18 protein-coding genes are annotated in these 18,378 nt (G+C 61.5%); 3 read left to right on the top strand and 15 right to left on the bottom strand.

Features of this window, described 5'->3' with window-relative positions:
- Positions 1 to 11: 11 nt before the first annotated feature.
- The 11 genes from pdeM to HKK53_RS14005 form a co-directional block, all read right to left on the bottom strand.
- Positions 12 to 668: a ligase-associated DNA damage response endonuclease PdeM gene (gene pdeM, locus HKK53_RS14055; RefSeq protein WP_169371326.1), complete on the bottom strand. Its 657-nt coding sequence runs from the start codon at positions 666 to 668 to the stop codon at positions 12 to 14.
- Positions 668 to 3,154 (bottom strand): ligase-associated DNA damage response DEXH box helicase, encoded by a 2,487-nt coding sequence (locus tag HKK53_RS14050; RefSeq protein WP_169371325.1) that lies wholly within the window; start codon positions 3,152 to 3,154, stop codon positions 668 to 670. The genes pdeM and HKK53_RS14050 overlap by 1 nt, the downstream gene beginning before the upstream one ends.
- 157 nt (positions 3,155 to 3,311) lie before the next feature.
- The gene (locus HKK53_RS14045) at positions 3,312 to 4,076 is read right to left on the bottom strand and encodes an ABC transporter ATP-binding protein (protein ID WP_169371324.1); all 765 of its coding nucleotides are present in this window, start codon (positions 4,074 to 4,076) and stop codon (positions 3,312 to 3,314) included.
- Positions 4,077 to 4,089: 13 nt separating this feature from the next.
- Positions 4,090 to 5,208, bottom strand: a complete 1,119-nt coding sequence (locus HKK53_RS14040) for a succinylglutamate desuccinylase/aspartoacylase family protein (protein ID WP_169371323.1) — start codon at positions 5,206 to 5,208, stop codon at positions 4,090 to 4,092.
- 12 nt (positions 5,209 to 5,220) lie between these two features.
- Entirely contained in the window at positions 5,221 to 5,931 is a 711-nt protein-coding gene (locus HKK53_RS14035) for an ABC transporter permease (protein ID WP_123512057.1), read from the bottom strand.
- The gene (locus HKK53_RS14030; protein ID WP_169371322.1) at positions 5,928 to 6,656 is read right to left on the bottom strand and encodes an ABC transporter permease; all 729 of its coding nucleotides are present in this window, start codon (positions 6,654 to 6,656) and stop codon (positions 5,928 to 5,930) included. Before HKK53_RS14030 ends, HKK53_RS14035 begins: the two co-directional genes overlap by 4 nt.
- Positions 6,657 to 6,712: 56 nt before the next feature.
- Positions 6,713 to 7,495, bottom strand: a complete 783-nt coding sequence (locus HKK53_RS14025; protein ID WP_169371321.1) for a transporter substrate-binding domain-containing protein — start codon at positions 7,493 to 7,495, stop codon at positions 6,713 to 6,715.
- A gap of 309 nt (positions 7,496 to 7,804) precedes the next feature.
- Positions 7,805 to 9,493: an ATP-dependent DNA ligase gene (locus tag HKK53_RS14020; protein ID WP_169371320.1), complete on the bottom strand. Its 1,689-nt coding sequence runs from the start codon at positions 9,491 to 9,493 to the stop codon at positions 7,805 to 7,807.
- The gene (locus HKK53_RS14015; RefSeq protein WP_169371319.1) at positions 9,490 to 10,524 is read right to left on the bottom strand and encodes a ligase-associated DNA damage response exonuclease; all 1,035 of its coding nucleotides are present in this window, start codon (positions 10,522 to 10,524) and stop codon (positions 9,490 to 9,492) included. Before HKK53_RS14015 ends, HKK53_RS14020 begins: the two co-directional genes overlap by 4 nt.
- Positions 10,525 to 10,735: 211 nt before the next feature.
- Positions 10,736 to 13,186, bottom strand: coding sequence for a penicillin acylase family protein (locus tag HKK53_RS14010; RefSeq protein ID WP_169371318.1), 2,451 nt, complete (start codon positions 13,184 to 13,186; stop codon positions 10,736 to 10,738).
- Between the two features lie 218 nt (positions 13,187 to 13,404).
- Positions 13,405 to 14,049, bottom strand: coding sequence for a glutathione binding-like protein (locus HKK53_RS14005; RefSeq protein ID WP_169371317.1), 645 nt, complete (start codon positions 14,047 to 14,049; stop codon positions 13,405 to 13,407).
- Between the two features lie 145 nt (positions 14,050 to 14,194).
- On the opposite strand from HKK53_RS14005, the gene HKK53_RS14000 reads away from it, so the two are divergent.
- Positions 14,195 to 14,743: a cysteine hydrolase family protein gene (locus HKK53_RS14000; RefSeq protein WP_169374242.1), complete on the top strand. Its 549-nt coding sequence runs from the start codon at positions 14,195 to 14,197 to the stop codon at positions 14,741 to 14,743.
- Positions 14,744 to 14,840: 97 nt separating this feature from the next.
- Here the strand turns inward: HKK53_RS14000 and HKK53_RS13995 are convergent, their stop codons facing one another.
- From HKK53_RS13995 to HKK53_RS13980, 4 genes are all read right to left on the bottom strand, one after another.
- Positions 14,841 to 15,056 carry an SEC-C metal-binding domain-containing protein gene (locus HKK53_RS13995; RefSeq protein ID WP_054046981.1) on the bottom strand — a complete coding sequence of 72 codons (216 nt, stop codon included), beginning with the start codon at positions 15,054 to 15,056 and terminating at the stop codon, positions 14,841 to 14,843.
- 5 nt (positions 15,057 to 15,061) lie between these two features.
- On the bottom strand, positions 15,062 to 15,547 hold the full coding sequence (locus HKK53_RS13990; RefSeq protein ID WP_169371316.1) for an LEA type 2 family protein: 486 nt from the start codon (positions 15,545 to 15,547) through the stop codon (positions 15,062 to 15,064).
- Positions 15,548 to 15,680: 133 nt separating this feature from the next.
- A complete protein-coding gene (locus HKK53_RS13985) occupies positions 15,681 to 16,157 on the bottom strand; it encodes a YchJ family protein (protein WP_169371315.1) in 477 nt (158 codons plus the stop codon).
- 4 nt (positions 16,158 to 16,161) lie between these two features.
- Positions 16,162 to 16,659 carry a DUF6231 family protein gene (locus tag HKK53_RS13980; protein ID WP_169371314.1) on the bottom strand — a complete coding sequence of 166 codons (498 nt, stop codon included), beginning with the start codon at positions 16,657 to 16,659 and terminating at the stop codon, positions 16,162 to 16,164.
- Positions 16,660 to 16,849: 190 nt separating this feature from the next.
- Between HKK53_RS13980 and HKK53_RS13975 the strand changes: the two genes are divergently transcribed.
- Positions 16,850 to 17,545: an OmpA family protein gene (locus HKK53_RS13975; protein WP_169371313.1), complete on the top strand. Its 696-nt coding sequence runs from the start codon at positions 16,850 to 16,852 to the stop codon at positions 17,543 to 17,545.
- A 93-nt stretch (positions 17,546 to 17,638) separates the two neighbouring features.
- The gene (locus HKK53_RS13970) at positions 17,639 to 18,361 is read left to right on the top strand and encodes an OmpA family protein (RefSeq protein ID WP_169371312.1); all 723 of its coding nucleotides are present in this window, start codon (positions 17,639 to 17,641) and stop codon (positions 18,359 to 18,361) included.
- Positions 18,362 to 18,378 lie beyond the last annotated feature (17 nt).

Below are 18,378 nucleotides of genomic sequence, written 5' to 3'. Positions count from 1 at the left end.
CTGTGAAGACGTCAGCTGACTGGCCATATTTCGTTGTCGCCAATGACAAAGATCCTGCAGCCGTCATTCCGCGCGACCTGATAACCGCCGGTAAACGCGCCGAACGCGGGTAGCAGGCTAATCTCGGTGCCAAGCCTGAAACACGGCAGGCGCAAGCTTTGCCGGCCTTTGCCATTGAGCCGGTAGACCGGATGAACGTGCCCCGCCAGCACATGGCGGCTTGGGTGTGGAACCGGTTCGTGTTGCAGCGCAAACGGTCCCAGTAGCAACGGTTCTGGCACCACCCGGATATCCAGTGATGACGGCGGATCCCCGGCGCGTTTGTCATGGTTGCCGCGAATCAGCGTCATTGGCAGCGCCTGGTGGCGCTCTCGCCATTGTGCCAAGGCCTTCAACGTCTCCTTTGCATGTGAGCCGGGCCCATGGAGAAAGTCGCCAAGGAAAATCAGCTGACGACAGGGCAGGGCGGCGAGCAACCTATCCAGCACCGCGATGTTCTGCCCGGTGGTGCCCCGCGGCACAGGCTGGCCGAGGCTGCGATAAGCCGCAGCCTTGCCGAAATGCACATCGGCGATCAACAGCGCTTGCTGTGCCGGCCAGTACATTGCCTTCTCGGGCAACAACCAGAGTCCTTCGCCGGCCAGGCGTACAGGGTAAGGCGCGCTCATCAGGCTTTCCCGGTTTCAACGGTTTTTTCCAGATCGCCGACCATCCGTCGGATGCGATCGGCCAGCTTCTCGGAACTCATGCTCTCGCGCATCCGTTCCACCAGCAGCGGAAAGCCCAGCGGCGTAGGACGCTTGATCTGATGCAGGTCGAATCTCAAGCGATTGATGCGGGCCAAGGTCTGCTCCAGTCGTCGAATATCCAATTCTTCCCGTAGGACTTCTTCCCCGGCTTGGGCCAGCAACAGGTTGTCGGCGTCGTATTGCTTGAACACTTCGAAGAACAAACCGCTCGATGCCTGAACCTGTCGCGCGCTCTTGGGCGCGCCGGGGTAGCCGGCGAACACCAGTCCGGCAATTCTTGCGATTTCCCGAAACCGGCGCAGCGCCAGTTCCCCGGCATTGAGGCTGGCGAGCACATCAGCCAGCAGATGTTCGGCGCTGAACAAATCGGGATTCAGATGAACAGACCAATCGACATAGGTCGCGCTCAGTAATTCCAGGCCGTAATCATTGACCGCAATCGAAAAGGTCACCGTTTGCCGTTGACTGACCCGCCAGGCCAACAGGCTCGCCAGTCCCAGATGCACCTGGCGCCCGGCGAAGGGATAGAGGAACAAGTGCCAGCCCTCGCGGGATTTAAGGGCTTCGGCCAACAGGCTGGTCTCGGTCGGCAGCCCGGACCAGCGCTGTTGCACTTCCAGCAGTGGACGCAACGCGATCATTTCCGGGCCGACAAACTGACCCGACGCCGCCGCACTGAACCGCGTAACCACTGCCTGGGCCAACTCGCTGGACAGCGGCATACGCCCGCCATTCCAGCGCGGCACCGCGGCTTTTTTCACGTTGCTGCGCCGCACGTACGCGGTCATGTTTTCCACGCGCACCAGTTCCAGCAAACGCCCCGCAAACAGAAACCCGTCACCCGGTTTCAGGCGAGCGATAAACCCTTCCTCGACACTGCCCAATTGCTTGCCACCGCCGCCCTTGCTCCAGAACTTCAACTGAATACTCGCATCACTGACGATGGTGCCGATGCTCATGCGATGCCGGCGCGCCAGTCTCGCATCCGGTACGCGCCAGACGCCCTGTTCATCCGGTTCGACCCGGCGATAATCCGGATAAGCCGTCAGGGAAAGTCCGCCGTGGCGTACGAAAGCCAGCGCCCAGGCCCAATCCGCCATTGTCAGATCCCGATAAGCCCACGCACCACGGACTTCTTCGTACAGCTCATCGGGAAGAAAACCACCACCCAACGCCATGCTGACCAGATGCTGCACCAGCACATCCAGCGGCTTGTAAGGTGACTCGCGAGGTTCAATGCGCCGTTGCGCCACGGCGTCCTGGGCGGCGGCTGCTTCGATCAGTTCCAGGCTGTGGGTCGGCACCAGGGTCACCCGCGAGACGCGCCCGGGCGCATGACCGGAACGCCCGGCCCGCTGCATCAGCTGCGCCACGCCTTTGGCCGAGCCGATTTGCAGCACGCGTTCCACCGGCAGGAAATCCACGCCCAGATCGAGGCTGGAGGTGCAGACCACCGCTTTGAGGTGTCCATCCTTGAGTGCGCGCTCGACCCAGTCGCGGGTGTCCCGTGAGAGTGAGCTGTGATGCAAGGCGATCAACCCGGCCCAATCCGGGCGCGCCTCCAGCAGCGCCTGATACCAGATCTCCGACTGCGCGCGGGTGTTGGTGAACACCAAGGTGCTGGGGCTGGAGTCGAGTTCGGCGATGACCTGCGGCAACATCTTCAGCCCGATGTGCCCGGCCCAGGGGAAACGTTCGATAGACGGCGGCAGCAGCGTATCGACCCGCAACTCCTTGCCGTTTTCGCCCTGAACGCTGATACCGCCGCCTTGTGGGATTAAGACCTGTTCGGCGTGGGCCTGATTACCCAGCGTCGCGGAAACGCCCCACACGATCAATCCGGGATGCCAGCGTCGCAAACGGGCGAGGGCCAGTTGCAGTTGCACGCCACGCTTGTTGCCGAGCAGCTCGTGCCATTCATCGACCACCACCATGCGCAAGGTCGACAACGCAGTTTGCGCATCGGCACGGGCGAGCATCAGGGTCAGGCTTTCAGGCGTGGTGATCAGCGTGGTCGGCAGGCGCCGGCTTTGGCGGGCGCGTTCGCTGCTGCTGGTGTCGCCGGTGCGCAGGCCGACGCTCCACCGAATCTGCAAGTCGTGCAGCGGCAATTCCAATGCTTTAGCCGTGTCGGCCGCCAGCGCACGCATCGGCGTAATCCACAGCACCGCCAGCGGTTCGGCTACCGGTTTGCGTTTGCGGGACGTTTCAACAGGCGCGACAGACGAGGCGAAGCGATTGAGCGCGGCAAACCACACCGCATAAGTTTTACCGGCACCGGTGCTCGCATGGAGCAACCCGGACTCACCGCGTTTGACCGCCGTCCATACCTGTTTCTGAAAGGCGAATGGCTTCCAGCCGCGGGCGGCGAACCATTGCTTTGCGTAGTCGGGGGAGGTGCCCATGCCGGCGGTGCGCGCTCTGAAAGTGTTCTTTCAGTGACCGCGCCAGCAGGCGAAAGGTTTAAAGACGATGCGCGGTCCTGTAGGAGCCAGGCTTGCCGGCGAAGGCGATCTCAAGACCGCCTTCGCCGGCAAGCCTGGCTCCTACAAGGGCAGCGTGTTACTTGAGGTTGCCGCTGAGGAACTGCTTCAACCGCTCACTCTTCGGATTCCCCAACACATCCTCCGGCGCCCCTTCCTCCTCCACCAACCCCTGGTGCAGAAACAACACCTGGCTCGACACTTTGCGGGCGAAGCTCATTTCGTGGGTGACCATGATCATGGTCCGGCCTTCCTCGGCCAGGCCCTGGATCACGCGCAATACTTCGCCCACCAGCTCCGGGTCGAGGGCGGAGGTCGGTTCGTCGAACAGCATGACTTCCGGTTCCATCGCCAACGCGCGGGCAATCGCCACCCGTTGCTGCTGGCCGCCGGACAGAAACGCCGGGTACTGATCAGCTACTCGCGCCGCCAGGCCCACCTTGTCGAGATAACGTCGGGCACGGTCTTCGGCTTCCTCCTTGCTGCACCCCAACACCCGGCGCGGGGCCATGGTGATGTTTTCCAGCACCGTCATGTGGCTCCACAGGTTGAAATGCTGAAACACCATGGCCAGGCGCGTGCGGATCCGTTGCAGTTCATCGGGATCAGCCACGTGCATGCCGTGGCGATCCTTGACCATGCGGATGTCCTTGCCATCCAGGCTCATGGCGCCGTCATTCGGTTGTTCGAGAAAGTTGATGCAGCGCAGGAAGGTACTTTTGCCCGAGCCGCTGGCGCCGATCAGGCTGATGACGTCGCCAGTGTTGGCCTTGAGCGAAACACCTTTGAGCACATGATGGTCGCCATAACTTTTATGCAGGCCGTCGATGGTCAATTTATACATGGGGCATGCATCCTCAAGGCGAAAGTAGGTAGCCGCTGCGATAGGCTTCGGTGCCCGCGACGTGGGCGATCACCATGCCGGCAGTGGCCATGCGGCGCAGCGAACGGGCGTACATCAACCCGGCGGCGGTGCAATGGATAGGGGTGACGCGGTCGAGGATCGGGTCGATGACTTCGGCAATCAGTTGGCCGGCTTCCAGGTATTGCCCCGGCACCGCGGTGAACACCAGCAACCCGCCAACCGGCGTGGCCACCGGTTCGACCCCGGCCAGCGGCGTGGCCGGATAGGGCAGCTCGGGCAGTGGCGCCGCTTCGCCAGCGATGGCGCCAAAGTGAATCAGGTAATTGATCAGCGCCTGGCAATCGGCGCTGGCCAGCGGGTGATATACATCGCCCTGGCCGCGCAATTCGACAGTGACCGAAAAACTGCCCAGCGGGATATCGAAGTGCTCGCCGAAGCGCTCCTTCAACTGCCACCAGAGCAAAGTGAAGCATTCATCGAACGACTGGCCGCCGGAATAGGTGGCCAAGAGGCTGGCCTCGGCACCGATGTAGCGCGCCAGCGGCTCGACCTGCGGCCAGGCCTCCGGCGTGGTGTAAAGGTGCGCGACGGCTTCGAAATCGCAATGCAGGTCCAGCACCATGTCCGCGTCACAGGCCAGCCGTTGCAGGGTCAGGCGCTGGGATTGCAGTTGGGTGCAAGCGGTCTGGCGGGCGAGGGCGTTGCGCAGGCTGCTGCGGATCAGTTCGAGGTTGTGCTGCGGATCGTCGCCGAGCTGGCCTTCGATCTCGTTGCCCACTTCTTCGCTCAAATCGACGAACCAGCGGTTGAAGTTCTGCCCGCTCTCCAGTTCGTAACGGCCCAGGGGCACGTCCATTAACACCTGTTCCAGGCCGACCGGGTTGGCGACGGGCACCAACACGATCTCGCTGCGCAGACGCCCGGCGGCTTCCAGCTCCGCCAGGCGCTGCTTGAGGTGCCAGGCCACCAGCATGCCGGGCATTTCATCGGCGTGCAGGGACGACTGGATGTAGATCTTGCCCGCACCATTGGCCGGGCCGAAGTGAAAGCTGTGGATCTGTCGTGCGGTCCCCGGCAGCGGGGCCAGCAGGTCATGTTTCTGGTGGCGCATTTACGTTAGGTCCTAGTGAGTCGGCCCGAGAAAGGCCAGCCATCGGCGTTCGGCGAGACGGAACAGGCCGACCAGCGCAAAGGTCACGGTCAGGTAGATCAGCGCGGCGATGCCGAACGACTGGAAGGTCAGGAAGGTCGCCGAGTTGGCGTCCCGCGCCACTTTCAGGATGTCGGGGATGGTCGCGGTGAACGCCACGGTGGTCGAGTGCAGCATCAGGATCACTTCGTTGCTGTAATAAGGCAACGAGCGACGCAGGGCCGACGGCATGATCACGTAGGCATACAGCTTCCAGCCGGTCAGGCCATAGGCCTTGGCTGCTTCGACTTCACCGTGGTTCATGCTGCGGATCGCCCCGGCGAAAATCTCCGTGGTGTAGGCACAGGTGTTCAGGGCGAAGGCGAGGATGGTGCAGTTCATCGCATCGCGGAAGAACGCGTCCAGTACCGGTTGTGCACGGATGGCCGCGAGGCTGTAGATGCCGGTGTAGCAGATCAGCAGCTGGATATAGAGCGGCGTACCGCGGAACAGGTAGGTGTAGAACTGCACCGGCAGACGAATGTAGAAGTGCGGCGACACCCGGGCGATGGACAGCGGGATCGACACCAGGAAGCCGATGAAGATCGAGGCGCTGAGCAGCCACATGGTCATGGCCAGGCCGGTGATGTGGTAACCGTCGCTATAGAGGAAGGGTTTCCAGTATTCCTGCAAGAGTTCGATCATCGTACGGCCTCCCGGGAGCCGGCGGCGTAGCGGCGTTCAAGCCAGCGCAGGACGAAGTTGGAGGCGCTGGTGATCAGCAGGTAAATCAGCGCGGCCAGGACCAGGAAATAGAACAATTGATAGGTGCTTTTACCGGCGTCCTGGGCAGCCTTGACCAGATCGGCGAGGCCGATGATCGACACCAGTGCGGTGGCCTTGAGCATCACCATCCAGTTGTTGCCGATGCCCGGCAGGGCGAACCGCATCATTTGCGGGAACACCACGATCCAGAAGCGCTGGCCGCGTTTGAGGCCATAGGCAGTGGCGGCTTCGACCTGGCCCCGTGGCACGGCAAGGATCGCCCCACGGAAAGTTTCGGTGAAGTACGCGCCATAAATGAAGCCCAGGGTAATGACCCCGGCGCTGAACGGGTTGATCTCGATGTATTCCCATTCCATCAAATCGGTAAAGGACGTCAGCCAGGTTTGCAGGCTGTAGAAGATCAGCAGCATCAGCACCAGGTCTGGCACCCCGCGGATCAGCGTGGTGTAGACCTGGGCCGGCACCCGCACCAGTTTGACTTTGGACAGTTTGGCACTGGCGCCCAGCAAGCCGAGTAACACGGCAACCAAGAGCGACAACACCGATAATTTGATGGTCATCCAGGTGCCTTCCATCAGCAAAGGACCGAAGCCCTTGAGGCTGAAGGCTGAGAGCCCCAGGTTTTGTAAGAGGTTTTCGAACATAAATCAGCAACCTGATCGAGTAAAAAAAGCGCCCATCGCGAGATGGGCGCCGGGCATTATTTGCCGCTGTACAGATTCAGATCGCCAAAGTGTTTCTTCTGAATGGTGGCGTAGGTGCCATCGTCGTGTAACGCTTTGATACCTTTATCCAAAAGTGCCTTGAGGTCTTTGTTACCTTTAGAGATACCGATAGCTGTTTTGGCTGGCAGCAATTCGCTGTCGACCGGCTTGCTGATTTCGTAATCGGCGCCATTTGGCGACTTCAGGAAGCCCAGTTCGGCTTGCAACATGTCCTGGATCCCGGCGTCGAGACGACCGGAAGTCAGGTCGGAATACACCTGATCCTGGTTCTGATAGGCCTGGGTTTTCACGCCAGCCTTGTCCAGAACGGCCTTGGCATAGGCTTCCTGAATGGTGCCTTGTTCGTAGCCGACGGTTTTGCCCTTGAGCGAAGCGACGTCTGCCGTGACGCCAGAACCTTTTTTGAATACATACGCGGTTGGGCCGGAGAACAGCTCGCTGGAGAAGTCGATGACTTTTTCGCGGGCCGGGGTGACGGTCATCGAAGAGATCACACCGTCGAATTTATTGGCCTTGAGGCCCGGAATCATGCCGTCGAAGTCGCTTTCGACCCATTTGCACTTGACCTTCAGCTCGGCACAGATTGCGTTGCCCAGATCGATGTCGAAGCCCACCAGGCTGCCATCCGCCGCTTTCGACTCGAACGGTGCATAGGAAGGGTCAACGCCAAAACGCAGTTCTTTGTATTCCTTGGCCAGCGCGGAGCCGGCAGCCATGCACAACGCCAGTGCAGAAAGGGTCAGCAATGCTTTTTTCATTATTCAATCCCTAAGAACCAATATGAGCGCTTGTGGCGCAGAATTATTGTTACTGGAAAGCGTAAGACCTAATGAAAGTAGCAATTTCCGAACCAGAGTCCCGAACAAGCGTTTTAAAAGGTGATTAAAGAGAAGGTTGTGACGCATTTGTGCACGAAAATGGGCGGGACAAATTTCCTGCACCAACTTGGTTCAATGATCCTTCCCACGCTCTGCGTGGGAATGCCTCAATAGACGCTCCGCGTCCGCTCTTGGGACGCGGAACGTCCCTGGCTGCATTCCCACGCAGAGCGTGGGAACGATCGGGTGTCAGCTCAACAAATCCTGCAGTGTGGCCAGGCTATCGGCTTCTTCCACCGACTTGTCCTGGCGCCAGCGCAACATCCGGGGAAACCGCACTGCAATCCCACTCTTGTGCCGCCGGGACAGGGCGATGCCTTCAAACCCCAGCTCAAACACCAGGCTCGGTTTCACGCTGCTCACCGGCCCGAACTTCTCCACCGTGGTTTTGCGCACGATGCCGTCGACCTTACGCATTTCTTCATCGGTCAGCCCTGAGTAAGCCTTGGCGAACGGCACCAGCGTGCGTTCACTCGCCTCGGGCGGGCCATCCCACACCGCGAATGTGTAGTCGCTGTAGAGACTGGCTCGACGGCCATGGCCCCGTTGTGCATAAATCAAAACCGCGTCGACGCTGAACGGGTCGACTTTCCATTTCCACCACACGCCCATGTCCTTGGTCCGGCCCACGCCATACAGCGCATCCCGGGCCTTGAGCATCATGCCTTCGACCCCCAGCCGGCGCGACGCTTCCCGTTGCCGGGCGAGGTCGAACCAGTCTTCGCCGGTCAGGACGGGCGAGGCCAGCAGCACCGGGCTGTTGCAAGTGGCGATGACCTGCTCCAATTGCGTGCGACGTTCAATCTGGGTGTGGTTGCGCCAGTCTTCGCCCTGCCATTCCAACAAATCGTAGGCGAGTAACACCACCGGCACTTCGTCGAGGATTTTCTTGCCCAGGGTTTTGCGGCCGATTCGCTGTTGCAACAGGGCGAAGGGTTGCACCGCCGGTGGCGCCGTGGATTGCGGATCGAAGGCATCTTCCGTGGTGGGATGCGCCGATTTCCAGGCGACGATTTCGCCGTCGATCACCGTACCGTCCGGCAAACCGTTGGTCAGCACCTCCAGTTCGGGAAAACGTTCGCTGACCAATTCTTCGCCCCGGGACCAGATCCACAGCCGCCCCTCACGCTTGACCACTTGGGCGCGGATGCCGTCCCACTTCCATTCCACTTGCCACTGGCTGGCCGGGCCGATCAGGGCTTCGAACTGCTCGACGGGTTGTTGCAGGGCGTGGGCGAGGAAAAACGGATACGGCTGGCCACCGCGCTGGGCGTGTTCGTCGGCGGACTGCGGGGCGATGAGTTTCAGGTAGCTGGCGGCGCTCGGGCGGTTGGACAGGTCGGTGTAACCCACCAGCCGTTGCGCCACGCGTTTGCTGTCGAGCCCAGCCATGGCGGCCAGCGCCCGAGTCACCAGCAGTTTGGAGACGCCGACGCGAAAACTGCCGGTGATCAACTTGATGCACAGCATCAGGCTCGGGCGGTCCAGTTGCGCCCAGAGAGCGGGCAGGCGTCGGTCGAGGAACTCCGGGGTTTCACCGCGCAGGGGTAATAGTTTGTCTTCGATCCAGGTCGCCAGCCCGTCGGTAGAACTGTGGGGTGCTTCGGGTAGCACCAGCGAGATGGTCTCCGCGAGATCGCCGACGGCCTGATAACTCTCTTCGAACAGCCACGGCGAGAGCCCCGAGATCTCCACCGCCAGTTCCCGAAGCGCACGCACCGGCACCAACTGCCGAGGCCGGCCACCGGACAAAAAGTACACCGCCCAGGCGGCATCTTCCGGCGCGGCCTGAGCGAAATAGGCCTGCATCGCCGCCAGTTTGGCGTTGCTCGAAGTGGTGGCGTCGAGCTCGGCGTACAACTCGGCGAAGGCTTTCATGGCAGCACCTCAGCGGGTTCCGGAGTAGCGACTGCCTGATCTTCCTCATCGTCGCCGTACTCGGTGCTGAAACCCTGGGCGTCCAGCCCTTGTTCGCGCAGATGCCGCACCAGCACGCCGACCGAGCCATGGGTGACCATCACGCGTTCGGCGCCAGTCTGTTCGATGACCCACAGCAGCCCGGGCCAGTCGGCGTGATCCGAGAGGACGAAGCCCCGGTCCACCCCGCGCCGCCGCCGTGTGCCGCGCAAACGCATCCAGCCGCTGGCGAAACCGTCGCTGTAGTCGCCGAACCGACGCATCCAAGTGCTGCCTCCCGCCGAGGGCGGCGCGAGGACCAGGGCCTGGCGCATCATTGGATCGCTCTTCTTCACGTCGCCAGCGTAGATCGTCGGCGGCAGATAAATTCCTGCTTCGCGATACACCCGGTTGAGCGGTTCCACGGCGCCATGCACCAGAATGGGGCCGATGCTGGCGTCGATACCGTGCAGGATGCGCTGGGCCTTGCCGAAGGAATAGCAGAACAGCACGCTGGCTTTTTCCGCTGCGATATTGGCCCGCCACCACTGATTGATCTCGGCGAACACCTGCGCCTGGGGCTGCCAGCGGTAAATCGGCAGACCGAAGGTCGACTCGGTGATGAAGGTGTGGCAACGCACCGGTTCGAATGGCGCGCAGGTGCCGTCGGGCTCGATCTTGTAATCCCCGGACGCGACCCAGACTTCGCCGCCGTATTCCAGGCGCACTTGGGCCGAGCCAAGCACGTGGCCGGCCGGGTGAAAACTCAAGGTGACGCCGTGATGCAGCAGGCGTTCGCCGTAGGGCAGGGTTTGCAGGTTGATGTCCTGACCCAGGCGCGCGCGCAGAATCCCTTCGCCGGGCGCGGCCGCCAAGTAATGTTGATTACCGGTGCGGGCATGATCGCCGTGGGCGTGGGTAATCACCGCGCGTTCCACCGGACGCCACGGGTCGATATAGAAATCCCCGGCGGGGCAGTACAAACCTTCGGGGCGCGCGATAACAAGATCCATGTTGTTACCAAAATGGAGGGATTTGTTAGCTATGAGGTTTGCGCGTGGCGAGAAGTTCTATCGAGCTGATCGTTCCCACGCTGATCGTTCCCACGCTGATCGTTCCCACGCTCTGCGTGGGAATGCCTCTAGGGACGCTCCGCGTTCCAATGGGACGCGGAGCGTCCCGGGCTGCATTCCCACGCAGAGCGTGGGAACGATCAATCACGGGTTACTTGCCGGGAGTCAGGGTCAACCGCGCCTTGCCATACGCCTTGTCAAAGTTCTGCGGCTGCATCGGCAGGCTCAGGTACTGGCCCTTGAGCCACGGATCGATGCTGTCGAGGTAGTTCGGGCTGGCCGGGTTGCCGGACTGGCCGCTGCCGTTCTGACCCATCAACGGTTCGGCCTGGCCGAAGTCGACGATAAAGCGCATGGACGGCGCCAGCGTGGTGTTGAAGTCCTGGCCCCAGGCAAATGCCGCCGTGTTCAGCGTGGTGTGATCGCCGCCGGCCGCAAGCGGACCGCGCACGGTCTGGCCACTGGCGTTCTTCCACTCGTAGCGGTGCAGTTTGCCCCACTGCCAGGCCTTGCGGTCGCCACCCAACTGACTGTCGCCGGCACTGATCGCCGCCGCCAGGCTGCGGGCGAGGATCGCCGGCTTGTCTTCTTTCTGCGACGTACGGGCGTCATCCCAGAACGGGCTGTCTTCGCGACCGAGCAAATGATCGGCTTGGGCCGCGTAGGACAACTTGCCGTTGGCGACAAAGGCTTTCCACGCCGGGCTGCTTTCCGGGCCGAGTTCGTCGAGGAAAATCTGTTTGGCGCTTTCTTGCAGGAACAGTTCGTAGATCGCCGCATCGGCAGACGTTGGGCTGAGCTTGCCGTCGAACGCCATCAGCCGCGTCAACGCCTCGCGCGCTTTGCTGCGATCGACTTCAGGCAAGGTGTCGATCGCCTGCTTCAGCGGCTGGGCCATTCCCGGCGCGGCAAACATTTTCTTCAGTTTGGCGGCGAAGGTGGTGGTCTGGTCGTACTGCATGGCGATCAGGCTGCGGCTGTCGTGCTTGCCCGCGCCGGCCAGTTCGGCCAGGCGCTCGCCACGTTCCGGGGCAGACCAGGAATTGGACAGCTGCATGCCGTAGCCATGGGGGATGACCCGCTGGTTGGCGGTGCCGAGCCAGCCTTGGGCCGGGTCCTGGTCGTACGGGTGCAGCATCGGGTCGGCGTAACCGTCCCAATCGTAGCGACCTTCCCAGCCAGGCGACGGCAGCAGGCCTTCGCCTTCGCGACGGTTCGGGTAGCGACCGGTGACTTGCCAGCCAATGTTGCTGGCGTCGGCGAAGACCAGATTCAGGGCGATGGCGCGGATTTCACGGCTGGCGTCCGAGGCTTTCTCGACGGTCTGCGCGCGGGACAGGTCGAAGAACGCGTCCAGGGTCTTGTCGTCGGTGAAGCTCGGGGTTTGCAGCGCCAGGCCAAAACCATTGGCCATGCTCAGGCCCTGGGCGCTGTTGAGGAGCGGCCCGTGGCGGGTTTCGTACACCGCTTCGCGAATCGGCCGCTGGCCTTTGACGAAGTAGGTTTCGTTACGCACCACCACCGGTTGCCATTTGCCGCTGACTTCGTAGGTAAGGCCGTTGCCCTGGCGTTTGATTTTTTCCAGGAACAGGTCCTGGTTGTCGCCCATGACCGTGGTCATGCTCCACGCGACTTTGCCGTTGAAGCCGCCGAGCACCATCGGCAGGCCAGCGATGCTGACGCCCGCCGCCTGGTATTTCGGCGCACGAATCTGCACGTAACTGAACAACGACGGCACGCCCAGCGGCCCGTGGCTGTCACTGGCCAGCAGGCTTTTGCCGCTGCGGCTGCGTTGCGGGCCGATGGCCCAGTTATTCGATGAGGTGGCGCCGAGCAGATTCAGATCGGACAGTTGCCCGGTGGCCTTGGTGATTTCCGTCAGCCCTGGGATCGCGCCGTTAAGCTTGATGCCCTGGAGCTTGTCGGCTTCGCCCAGTGGCAGTTTTTCGTCGGGCGCGGACGGCGTCAGCCACGGCAGCTTGTCGGTGGTGACGGTTTGCGCCAGCACCAGCGAGGAGATTTCTTCCGGCAGGTTGGCCGACTGGCTGAAATTCAACAGGCAGAAAATCAGCGCGGAGTCTTCCGGCTTCCAGTATTCAGGCTTGTAGCCGCTGGCCGCGAGATCCGCCGGCAGTTTGTCGCGGTAGCGGAACAGGTAGGCGTTGACGCCCCGGGCATACACTTCGAAGAAGCGCTTGAGTCGCGGCGACGAAGCTTTGTACAGCTCGCCGGCTCTTTTCTTCAGGTTGACCGCGCGCATGTAGCGGTCGGCGTCGAGCAGGTCCGCGCCGGACATTTCGGACAGACGGCCCTCGGCCAGCAGGCGCATGGTCACCATTTGCGTGAGGCGGTCGCTGGCGTGGACGTAACCGAGGGCGAACAGCGCGTCGTGGAAGCTGTTGCTTTCGATCAACGGCATGCCCATGGCATTGCGTCGCACCGACACGTTCTGCGCCAGGCCCTTGAGCGGTTGCACGCCGGAGGTCGGCGGGAGGGTGTCCTGGGTGTTCCAGGTCTGACAACCGGTCAGGCTCAAAACACCGGCCACTGCTGCGGCAACGCCGAACCGGGGAAGAAAATGTGTGAGGGCTGGCGAGGCCATGGCAAAGCTCCTGCGGGGGTAGTAACGCAATAAAGGCGCTACGTTAGTGAGCAGGAGGGGGCCGCGCAAGCGGCGGCGGGGTTATTTCTTCGGTGATCGTTCCCACGCTCTGCGTGGGAATGCAGCCCGGGACGCTCCGCGTCCCATCCAAAAGCCGAACGCAGAGCGTCCGTTGAGGCATTCCCACGCAGAGCGTGGGAACGATCATCGCGTCGGTCTCAGGATTTCGGTGGATTGACCTTCGCCGCCAAGGCATACGCCTTCACCGTCGCCGGACGGTTCTGGATGTGGGTGAACCAGCGCAGCACGTTGGGGAAGTCTTCGAGGTTCTGGCTCTGCCACTTGTGGGAGACGATCCACGGGTAGATCGCCATGTCGGCAATGCTGTACTCGTGGCCGGCGACGAATTCATTGTTCGCCAGTTGCTTGTCGAGCACGCCGTAGAGGCGGGCGGTTTCGTCGATGTAGCGTTTGATCGCGTAAGGGATTTTTTCCGGGGCGAACTGACTGAAGTGATGATTCTGCCCGGCCATCGGTCCCAAACCGCCCATCTGCCAGAACAGCCATTGCAACGCTTGCTGGCGCCCGCGCAGGTCCTTGGGCAGGAACTTGCCGGTTTTCTCGGCGAGGTACAGCAAAATCGCCCCGGACTCGAACAACGGCAGCGGCTCGCCGCCATCGGCCGGCTCGTGATCGACGATCGCCGGGATTTTGTTGTTCGGGGAAATCTTCAGGAATTCAGGCTTGAACTGATCGTTCTGGCTGATGTTGATCGGGTGCACGTCGTACTTGAGACCGGCCTCCTCGAGGAAAATCGAGATTTTGTGGCCGTTGGGGGTGGTCCAGTAATACAGGTCGATCATGGAGTGCTCCAGAAAATAGACGTCGTTGGGTACGGACAGCAACCGCTCACATCAGGTCGTCCTGTTTGCACCGCAGAGCTTGCCTGTAGGAAGAGGTGATGCTGAACTGCCTGAAATTCAATGACCCGGCATGAGAAAAGTCAGCATGGAGCTCAAGACCAACGCGGCGCTGATCATCATCGATCAACAGAAAGGCATCTTGGAGCCCAGGTTGGGGCGTCGTAACAATCTTCAGGCCGAGGAGCGAATCGTCGAGTTGCTGGCGCACTGGCGACGCACCGCGCGGCCGGTGATTCACGTGCAGCACCTGTCCCGTTCAGCGGATTCAGTGTTCTGGCCGCAGCAATCGGGGGTGGAGTTCCAGGAGCGGTTCCAGCCAATGGCCGGTGAACGACTGATTCAGAAACACGTGCCGGATGCGTTTTGTGCGACGGCGCTGGAGGCGAGCTTGCGTGAGGCGGGGATCGAGCAATTGATCATCGTTGGCGTGGCGACCAACAACTCGGTGGAATCCACGGCGCGAACGGCCGGGAACCTGGGGTTTGAAGCGTGGGTGGTGGAGGATGCGTGCTTTACCTTCGACAAGGCTGATTTTTTCGGCAACCCCCATTCAGCCGAGGAGGTTCATGCCATGTCGCTGGGGAATTTGCACGGCGAGTACGCCACCGTCATCAGCACCGCAGAGATCCTGTAGGAGCGAGGCTTGCCCGCGAATGGGACGCCTCGGTCTTTCAGGCAAGCCGCGTCATCGTTCTTCGCGGGCAAGCCTCGCTCCTACAGGCATCAACGCTTTACGCGCCGTGGCACTTCTTGAATTTTTTGCCGTTGCCACATGGGCAAGGGTCGTTGCGGCCGACGTCTTTCAGGGCGTTGCGCACCGGTTCCTGATGGGCGTGGCCGCAGTTCGGGCCGTGGACATGGCCATGGTCGTGATCATGGTGATCGTGGGCATGATCGTCGTGATCGTGGTTGCAGTCAGGGCCATGGACATGAGGTTGCTGGGTCATCGGGGCTACTCCGGAATTAAATCGGCGGGGATTATCACGCCATTACGCGCCAGGTGCACGTAGTGCGCGATGAATAGACCGGTTTCCAGTTCACCTTCGAGGCGATAGGGGATGGGTTGCTTGGGACTTTTCAGCATTTTCACCAGGTCCCGTACCTTGGGCCACAGGTTGGTGCGGATCGGTACCTTGAAATAGGCGCTGCGCTTGGGGCCGACGGTGAACCAGTGTTCGTGCTCGCCCTCGGTCAGCAACATGTCGCCCAGATGAATGCGGTATTCCAGGCCGCGCACGGTCAGGTCACTGTCGTTGGGGTTGTCGACGCGAAAGTGCAGGATGAATTTCTGTTCCAGCAGTTTGGCCCGTACCACCTCGACCTTGGCCAGATGCACTTGGGGTTCCGGTTCGTCGTCGCTGAACCATGATGCACAGCCGCCCAGGCTCAGGATCGCGAGCAAGGTGAGCAGATGTAAGAAGCGGGGCTGACGGGTCATGGTGATATTTCTCCCTTGAATCCCAGTCTAGCCCCTGTAGGAGCAAGGCTTGCCCGCGATGAACGATAACGCGGACTATCAGAAAGACCGCGTTATCGTTCTTCGCGGGCAAGCCTTGCTTCTACAAAGAGCCTCATGCGCCGAAATACCCCGCACAACACTTCTTGTATTTCTGCCCGCTCGCGCACGGGCAGGCGTCGTTGCGTCCGGCCTTGAGCTGCACGGTCGGGTCGATGAAGTACCAGTGGCCGGTGTTCTGCACGAACGAGGAGCGCTCACGGTGGCTGTGTTCGCCGGCCCCATCGTGCCAGCGTGCGGTGAAGGTCACGAAGGCGTGTTCCGGTTGCCCGCCAAACACCTCGGAGCTTTCTACCTCAAGGCCCAGCCAGGTGCTTTGGGCGCTCCAGTCGCTGATGGACTGACGATCCAGGCCGGCCTGCTGGGCGGGCAGGGTGGTCGCCACCAGATAATCCACCAACCCCAGCACGTAGGCGCTGTAGCGCGAACGCATCAACGCTTCGGCGCAAGGGGCCGGGTGGCCGGCATGGTAATGACCGCAGCAGGCATCGAGCAGCGTGCCGCTGCCGCAAGGGCAAATGGATGTACTCATTGCGTTACCACCAATATTTCCCGAAGTTTTCCGGATTGGCCCAGAACCGCGCGTTGAGCCAGTCGGGCACCTGTTTATAGTCAAGCAGATCATAGGTGAACAAGGTCAGCACCTGTTCGTCGCGCTGGAAGCGTTCGCTGGCTTGCAGGGCCAGGGAGAAAAAGTCGGTTTCCTGCCAACCGCTGGCCGGCAAGTCGGCCAATACCGCGATGCGGCTGGCGTTGAGGTTGCGGATGCCGCCCAGCAAATTCAGGCCATCGCGCTTGGGCAAGTGCTCCAGGCAATCGACCACCAGCGCCAGGTCAAAACGCCGCGCCGCCAGCTCCGCCGGCAATGGCCCGGGCGCGGCATGGGCGACGCAACTGTCCGGGTGCGCGAGCTTGAAAGCCTCCAGCGCCGGGAACTGGCTGGCGCCAATCAGCAACAGGCGCGCGGGGGCGTAGCGGTCAAGCAAAGCGGCCAACGCCTGCTGGGGCGTGCGCGAAGAAATACCTGCAATCATCGAAGATCCTCAATCAGAGCTGCCAAGACTAGCCTGCCCCACCGTTCGGGCCTAGAGCCACTGTGCGGCAAAAGTGCCGATCTGCCGTGAATACGGGGCGAAACGCCAATGGCCTATTGCTGGCGGAGATTAAAACTCCAGTCTTTACTCCCTGAATCGGTTTTAAGCCGATCCCTCAGGAGAAAACTAGATGAGCATAGTTCGGACAGCATTACCCTTGGTTCTGCTAACCAGTGTGTTGACTGGTTGCGCAGGTTTGCAGAAAACCGACTGGCCGACCTGTGCGGCACTCGGTGGTGTCGTCGGTGCGGGGCTGGGTGCGACGGAAAGTGCATCCTGGGCTGGCGGCGGTGCGCTGTTCGTCGGCGGCATGGCGGCGGCCTATTGCTGGGTACACGGTGATGGCGACGAAGACGGCGATGGCGTGCCAGACAGCCGCGACAAGTGCCCGGGTACGCCTAAAGGCGTGCAGGTCGATGCTGACGGCTGCCCACCTCCCGTCCCTGCGCCAGTGGTTGAGGAAGTCGTCGTGGTCAAGGAAGAAACCATCGTGATCCGCGATGTGCACTTCCAGTTCGACAAAGCCACGCTCACGCCTTCCGATAAAGAGGTGCTCGACAAAGTCGCCACCCGCCTGAAACAGGAATCGTCCACCGCACGCCTGACCGTGACCGGCCACACCGACAGCGTGGGCAGCGATGCCTACAACCAGAAACTGTCGGATAAACGTGCGCATTCGGTGGTGGAATACCTGATCCACGATGGCGTGCCACGCAGCAGCTTCGTCTCGGTAACCGGTGCCGGCGAAAGCCAGCCAGTGGCCGATAACAAAACCGCTGACGGTCGCGCGCTGAACCGTCGCACCGAAATCAAAATCGAGCGTTAAAAGCCCCATCCGCTCCGCGGCTTGTGCAGTCGCGGATGCGGGTCTTTACTCCTGTGTAACCGGTATGGGCCGGTAACACAGGAGCATTCACAAATGAGCGTTCTCACAAGGACCGTCTTGCCGGTTCTGCTGCTTGGCAGCCTGTTGACCGGTTGCGCCACTCACAGCGATGGCACTGCCCCCCTGAATCAACGTACCTGGCCGATCTGCAGCGTCATTGGCGGCCTGGTCGGCGGTGGCCTGGGCGCTATCGAAAGTGGCGGTTGGGCGGCCGGTGGTGCGGCGCTCGGTATCTTGACCGGCGGCTTGATCTGCTACGCCCAGGATGGCGACGAAGACAGCGACGGGGTCTTCGACCGCCGCGATCGTTGCCCGGATACACCGGAAAATACCCCGGTCGATCATCGCGGTTGCCCGTTGCCGCAATACCCGGTCAGCGTCAAACCCGTAGAACCGGCACCGGTCTCCGAAGTCATCACCCTGAGCGACGCCGGCAACGTGCTGTTCGCTTTCGACAAATCCGACCTGACGCCAGCCGCCCGCAGCCAACTGGATGCGCTGATGGCGAAGTTGCAGAACGCCGACGTGGTCAGCATCAAGGTGGTGGGCCATACCGACAGCAAAGGTTCGGATGCCTATAACCAGGCTTTGTCGGAACGTCGCGCCAGCAGCGTGGCTGCCTACCTGTTGAGCCAGGGCCTGGCGCCCAACAAACTCACCAGCGAGGGCAAGGGCGAAAGCCAGCCAGTGGCCGATAACGAAACGGAAGAAGGGCGGGCGCAAAACCGACGTGTGGAATTGCACATCAACCGCTGACGCATGACGTAGAGCCT

The sequence above is a fragment of the Pseudomonas sp. ADAK7 genome (genome assembly GCF_012935675.1).
GTDB lineage: Bacteria > Pseudomonadota > Gammaproteobacteria > Pseudomonadales > Pseudomonadaceae > Aquipseudomonas.
This window is presented reverse-complemented; position numbering and strand designations above follow the sequence as displayed.

Coding starts and splice junctions, on each gene's coding strand:
- pdeM (WP_169371326.1), bottom strand. CDS start 668: ATGAGCGCGCCTTACCCTGTACGCCTGGCCGGCGAAGGACTCTGGTTG.
- HKK53_RS14050 (WP_169371325.1), bottom strand. CDS start 3,154: ATGGGCACCTCCCCCGACTACGCAAAGCAATGGTTCGCCGCCCGCGGC.
- HKK53_RS14045 (WP_169371324.1), bottom strand. CDS start 4,076: ATGTATAAATTGACCATCGACGGCCTGCATAAAAGTTATGGCGACCAT.
- HKK53_RS14040 (WP_169371323.1), bottom strand. CDS start 5,208: ATGCGCCACCAGAAACATGACCTGCTGGCCCCGCTGCCGGGGACCGCA.
- HKK53_RS14035 (WP_123512057.1), bottom strand. CDS start 5,931: ATGATCGAACTCTTGCAGGAATACTGGAAACCCTTCCTCTATAGCGAC.
- HKK53_RS14030 (WP_169371322.1), bottom strand. CDS start 6,656: ATGTTCGAAAACCTCTTACAAAACCTGGGGCTCTCAGCCTTCAGCCTC.
- HKK53_RS14025 (WP_169371321.1), bottom strand. CDS start 7,495: ATGAAAAAAGCATTGCTGACCCTTTCTGCACTGGCGTTGTGCATGGCT.
- HKK53_RS14020 (WP_169371320.1), bottom strand. CDS start 9,493: ATGAAAGCCTTCGCCGAGTTGTACGCCGAGCTCGACGCCACCACTTCG.
- HKK53_RS14015 (WP_169371319.1), bottom strand. CDS start 10,524: ATGGATCTTGTTATCGCGCGCCCCGAAGGTTTGTACTGCCCCGCCGGG.
- HKK53_RS14010 (WP_169371318.1), bottom strand. CDS start 13,186: ATGGCCTCGCCAGCCCTCACACATTTTCTTCCCCGGTTCGGCGTTGCC.
- HKK53_RS14005 (WP_169371317.1), bottom strand. CDS start 14,049: ATGATCGACCTGTATTACTGGACCACCCCCAACGGCCACAAAATCTCG.
- HKK53_RS14000 (WP_169374242.1), top strand. CDS start 14,195: ATGGAGCTCAAGACCAACGCGGCGCTGATCATCATCGATCAACAGAAA.
- HKK53_RS13995 (WP_054046981.1), bottom strand. CDS start 15,056: ATGACCCAGCAACCTCATGTCCATGGCCCTGACTGCAACCACGATCAC.
- HKK53_RS13990 (WP_169371316.1), bottom strand. CDS start 15,547: ATGACCCGTCAGCCCCGCTTCTTACATCTGCTCACCTTGCTCGCGATC.
- HKK53_RS13985 (WP_169371315.1), bottom strand. CDS start 16,157: ATGAGTACATCCATTTGCCCTTGCGGCAGCGGCACGCTGCTCGATGCC.
- HKK53_RS13980 (WP_169371314.1), bottom strand. CDS start 16,659: ATGATTGCAGGTATTTCTTCGCGCACGCCCCAGCAGGCGTTGGCCGCT.
- HKK53_RS13975 (WP_169371313.1), top strand. CDS start 16,850: ATGAGCATAGTTCGGACAGCATTACCCTTGGTTCTGCTAACCAGTGTG.
- HKK53_RS13970 (WP_169371312.1), top strand. CDS start 17,639: ATGAGCGTTCTCACAAGGACCGTCTTGCCGGTTCTGCTGCTTGGCAGC.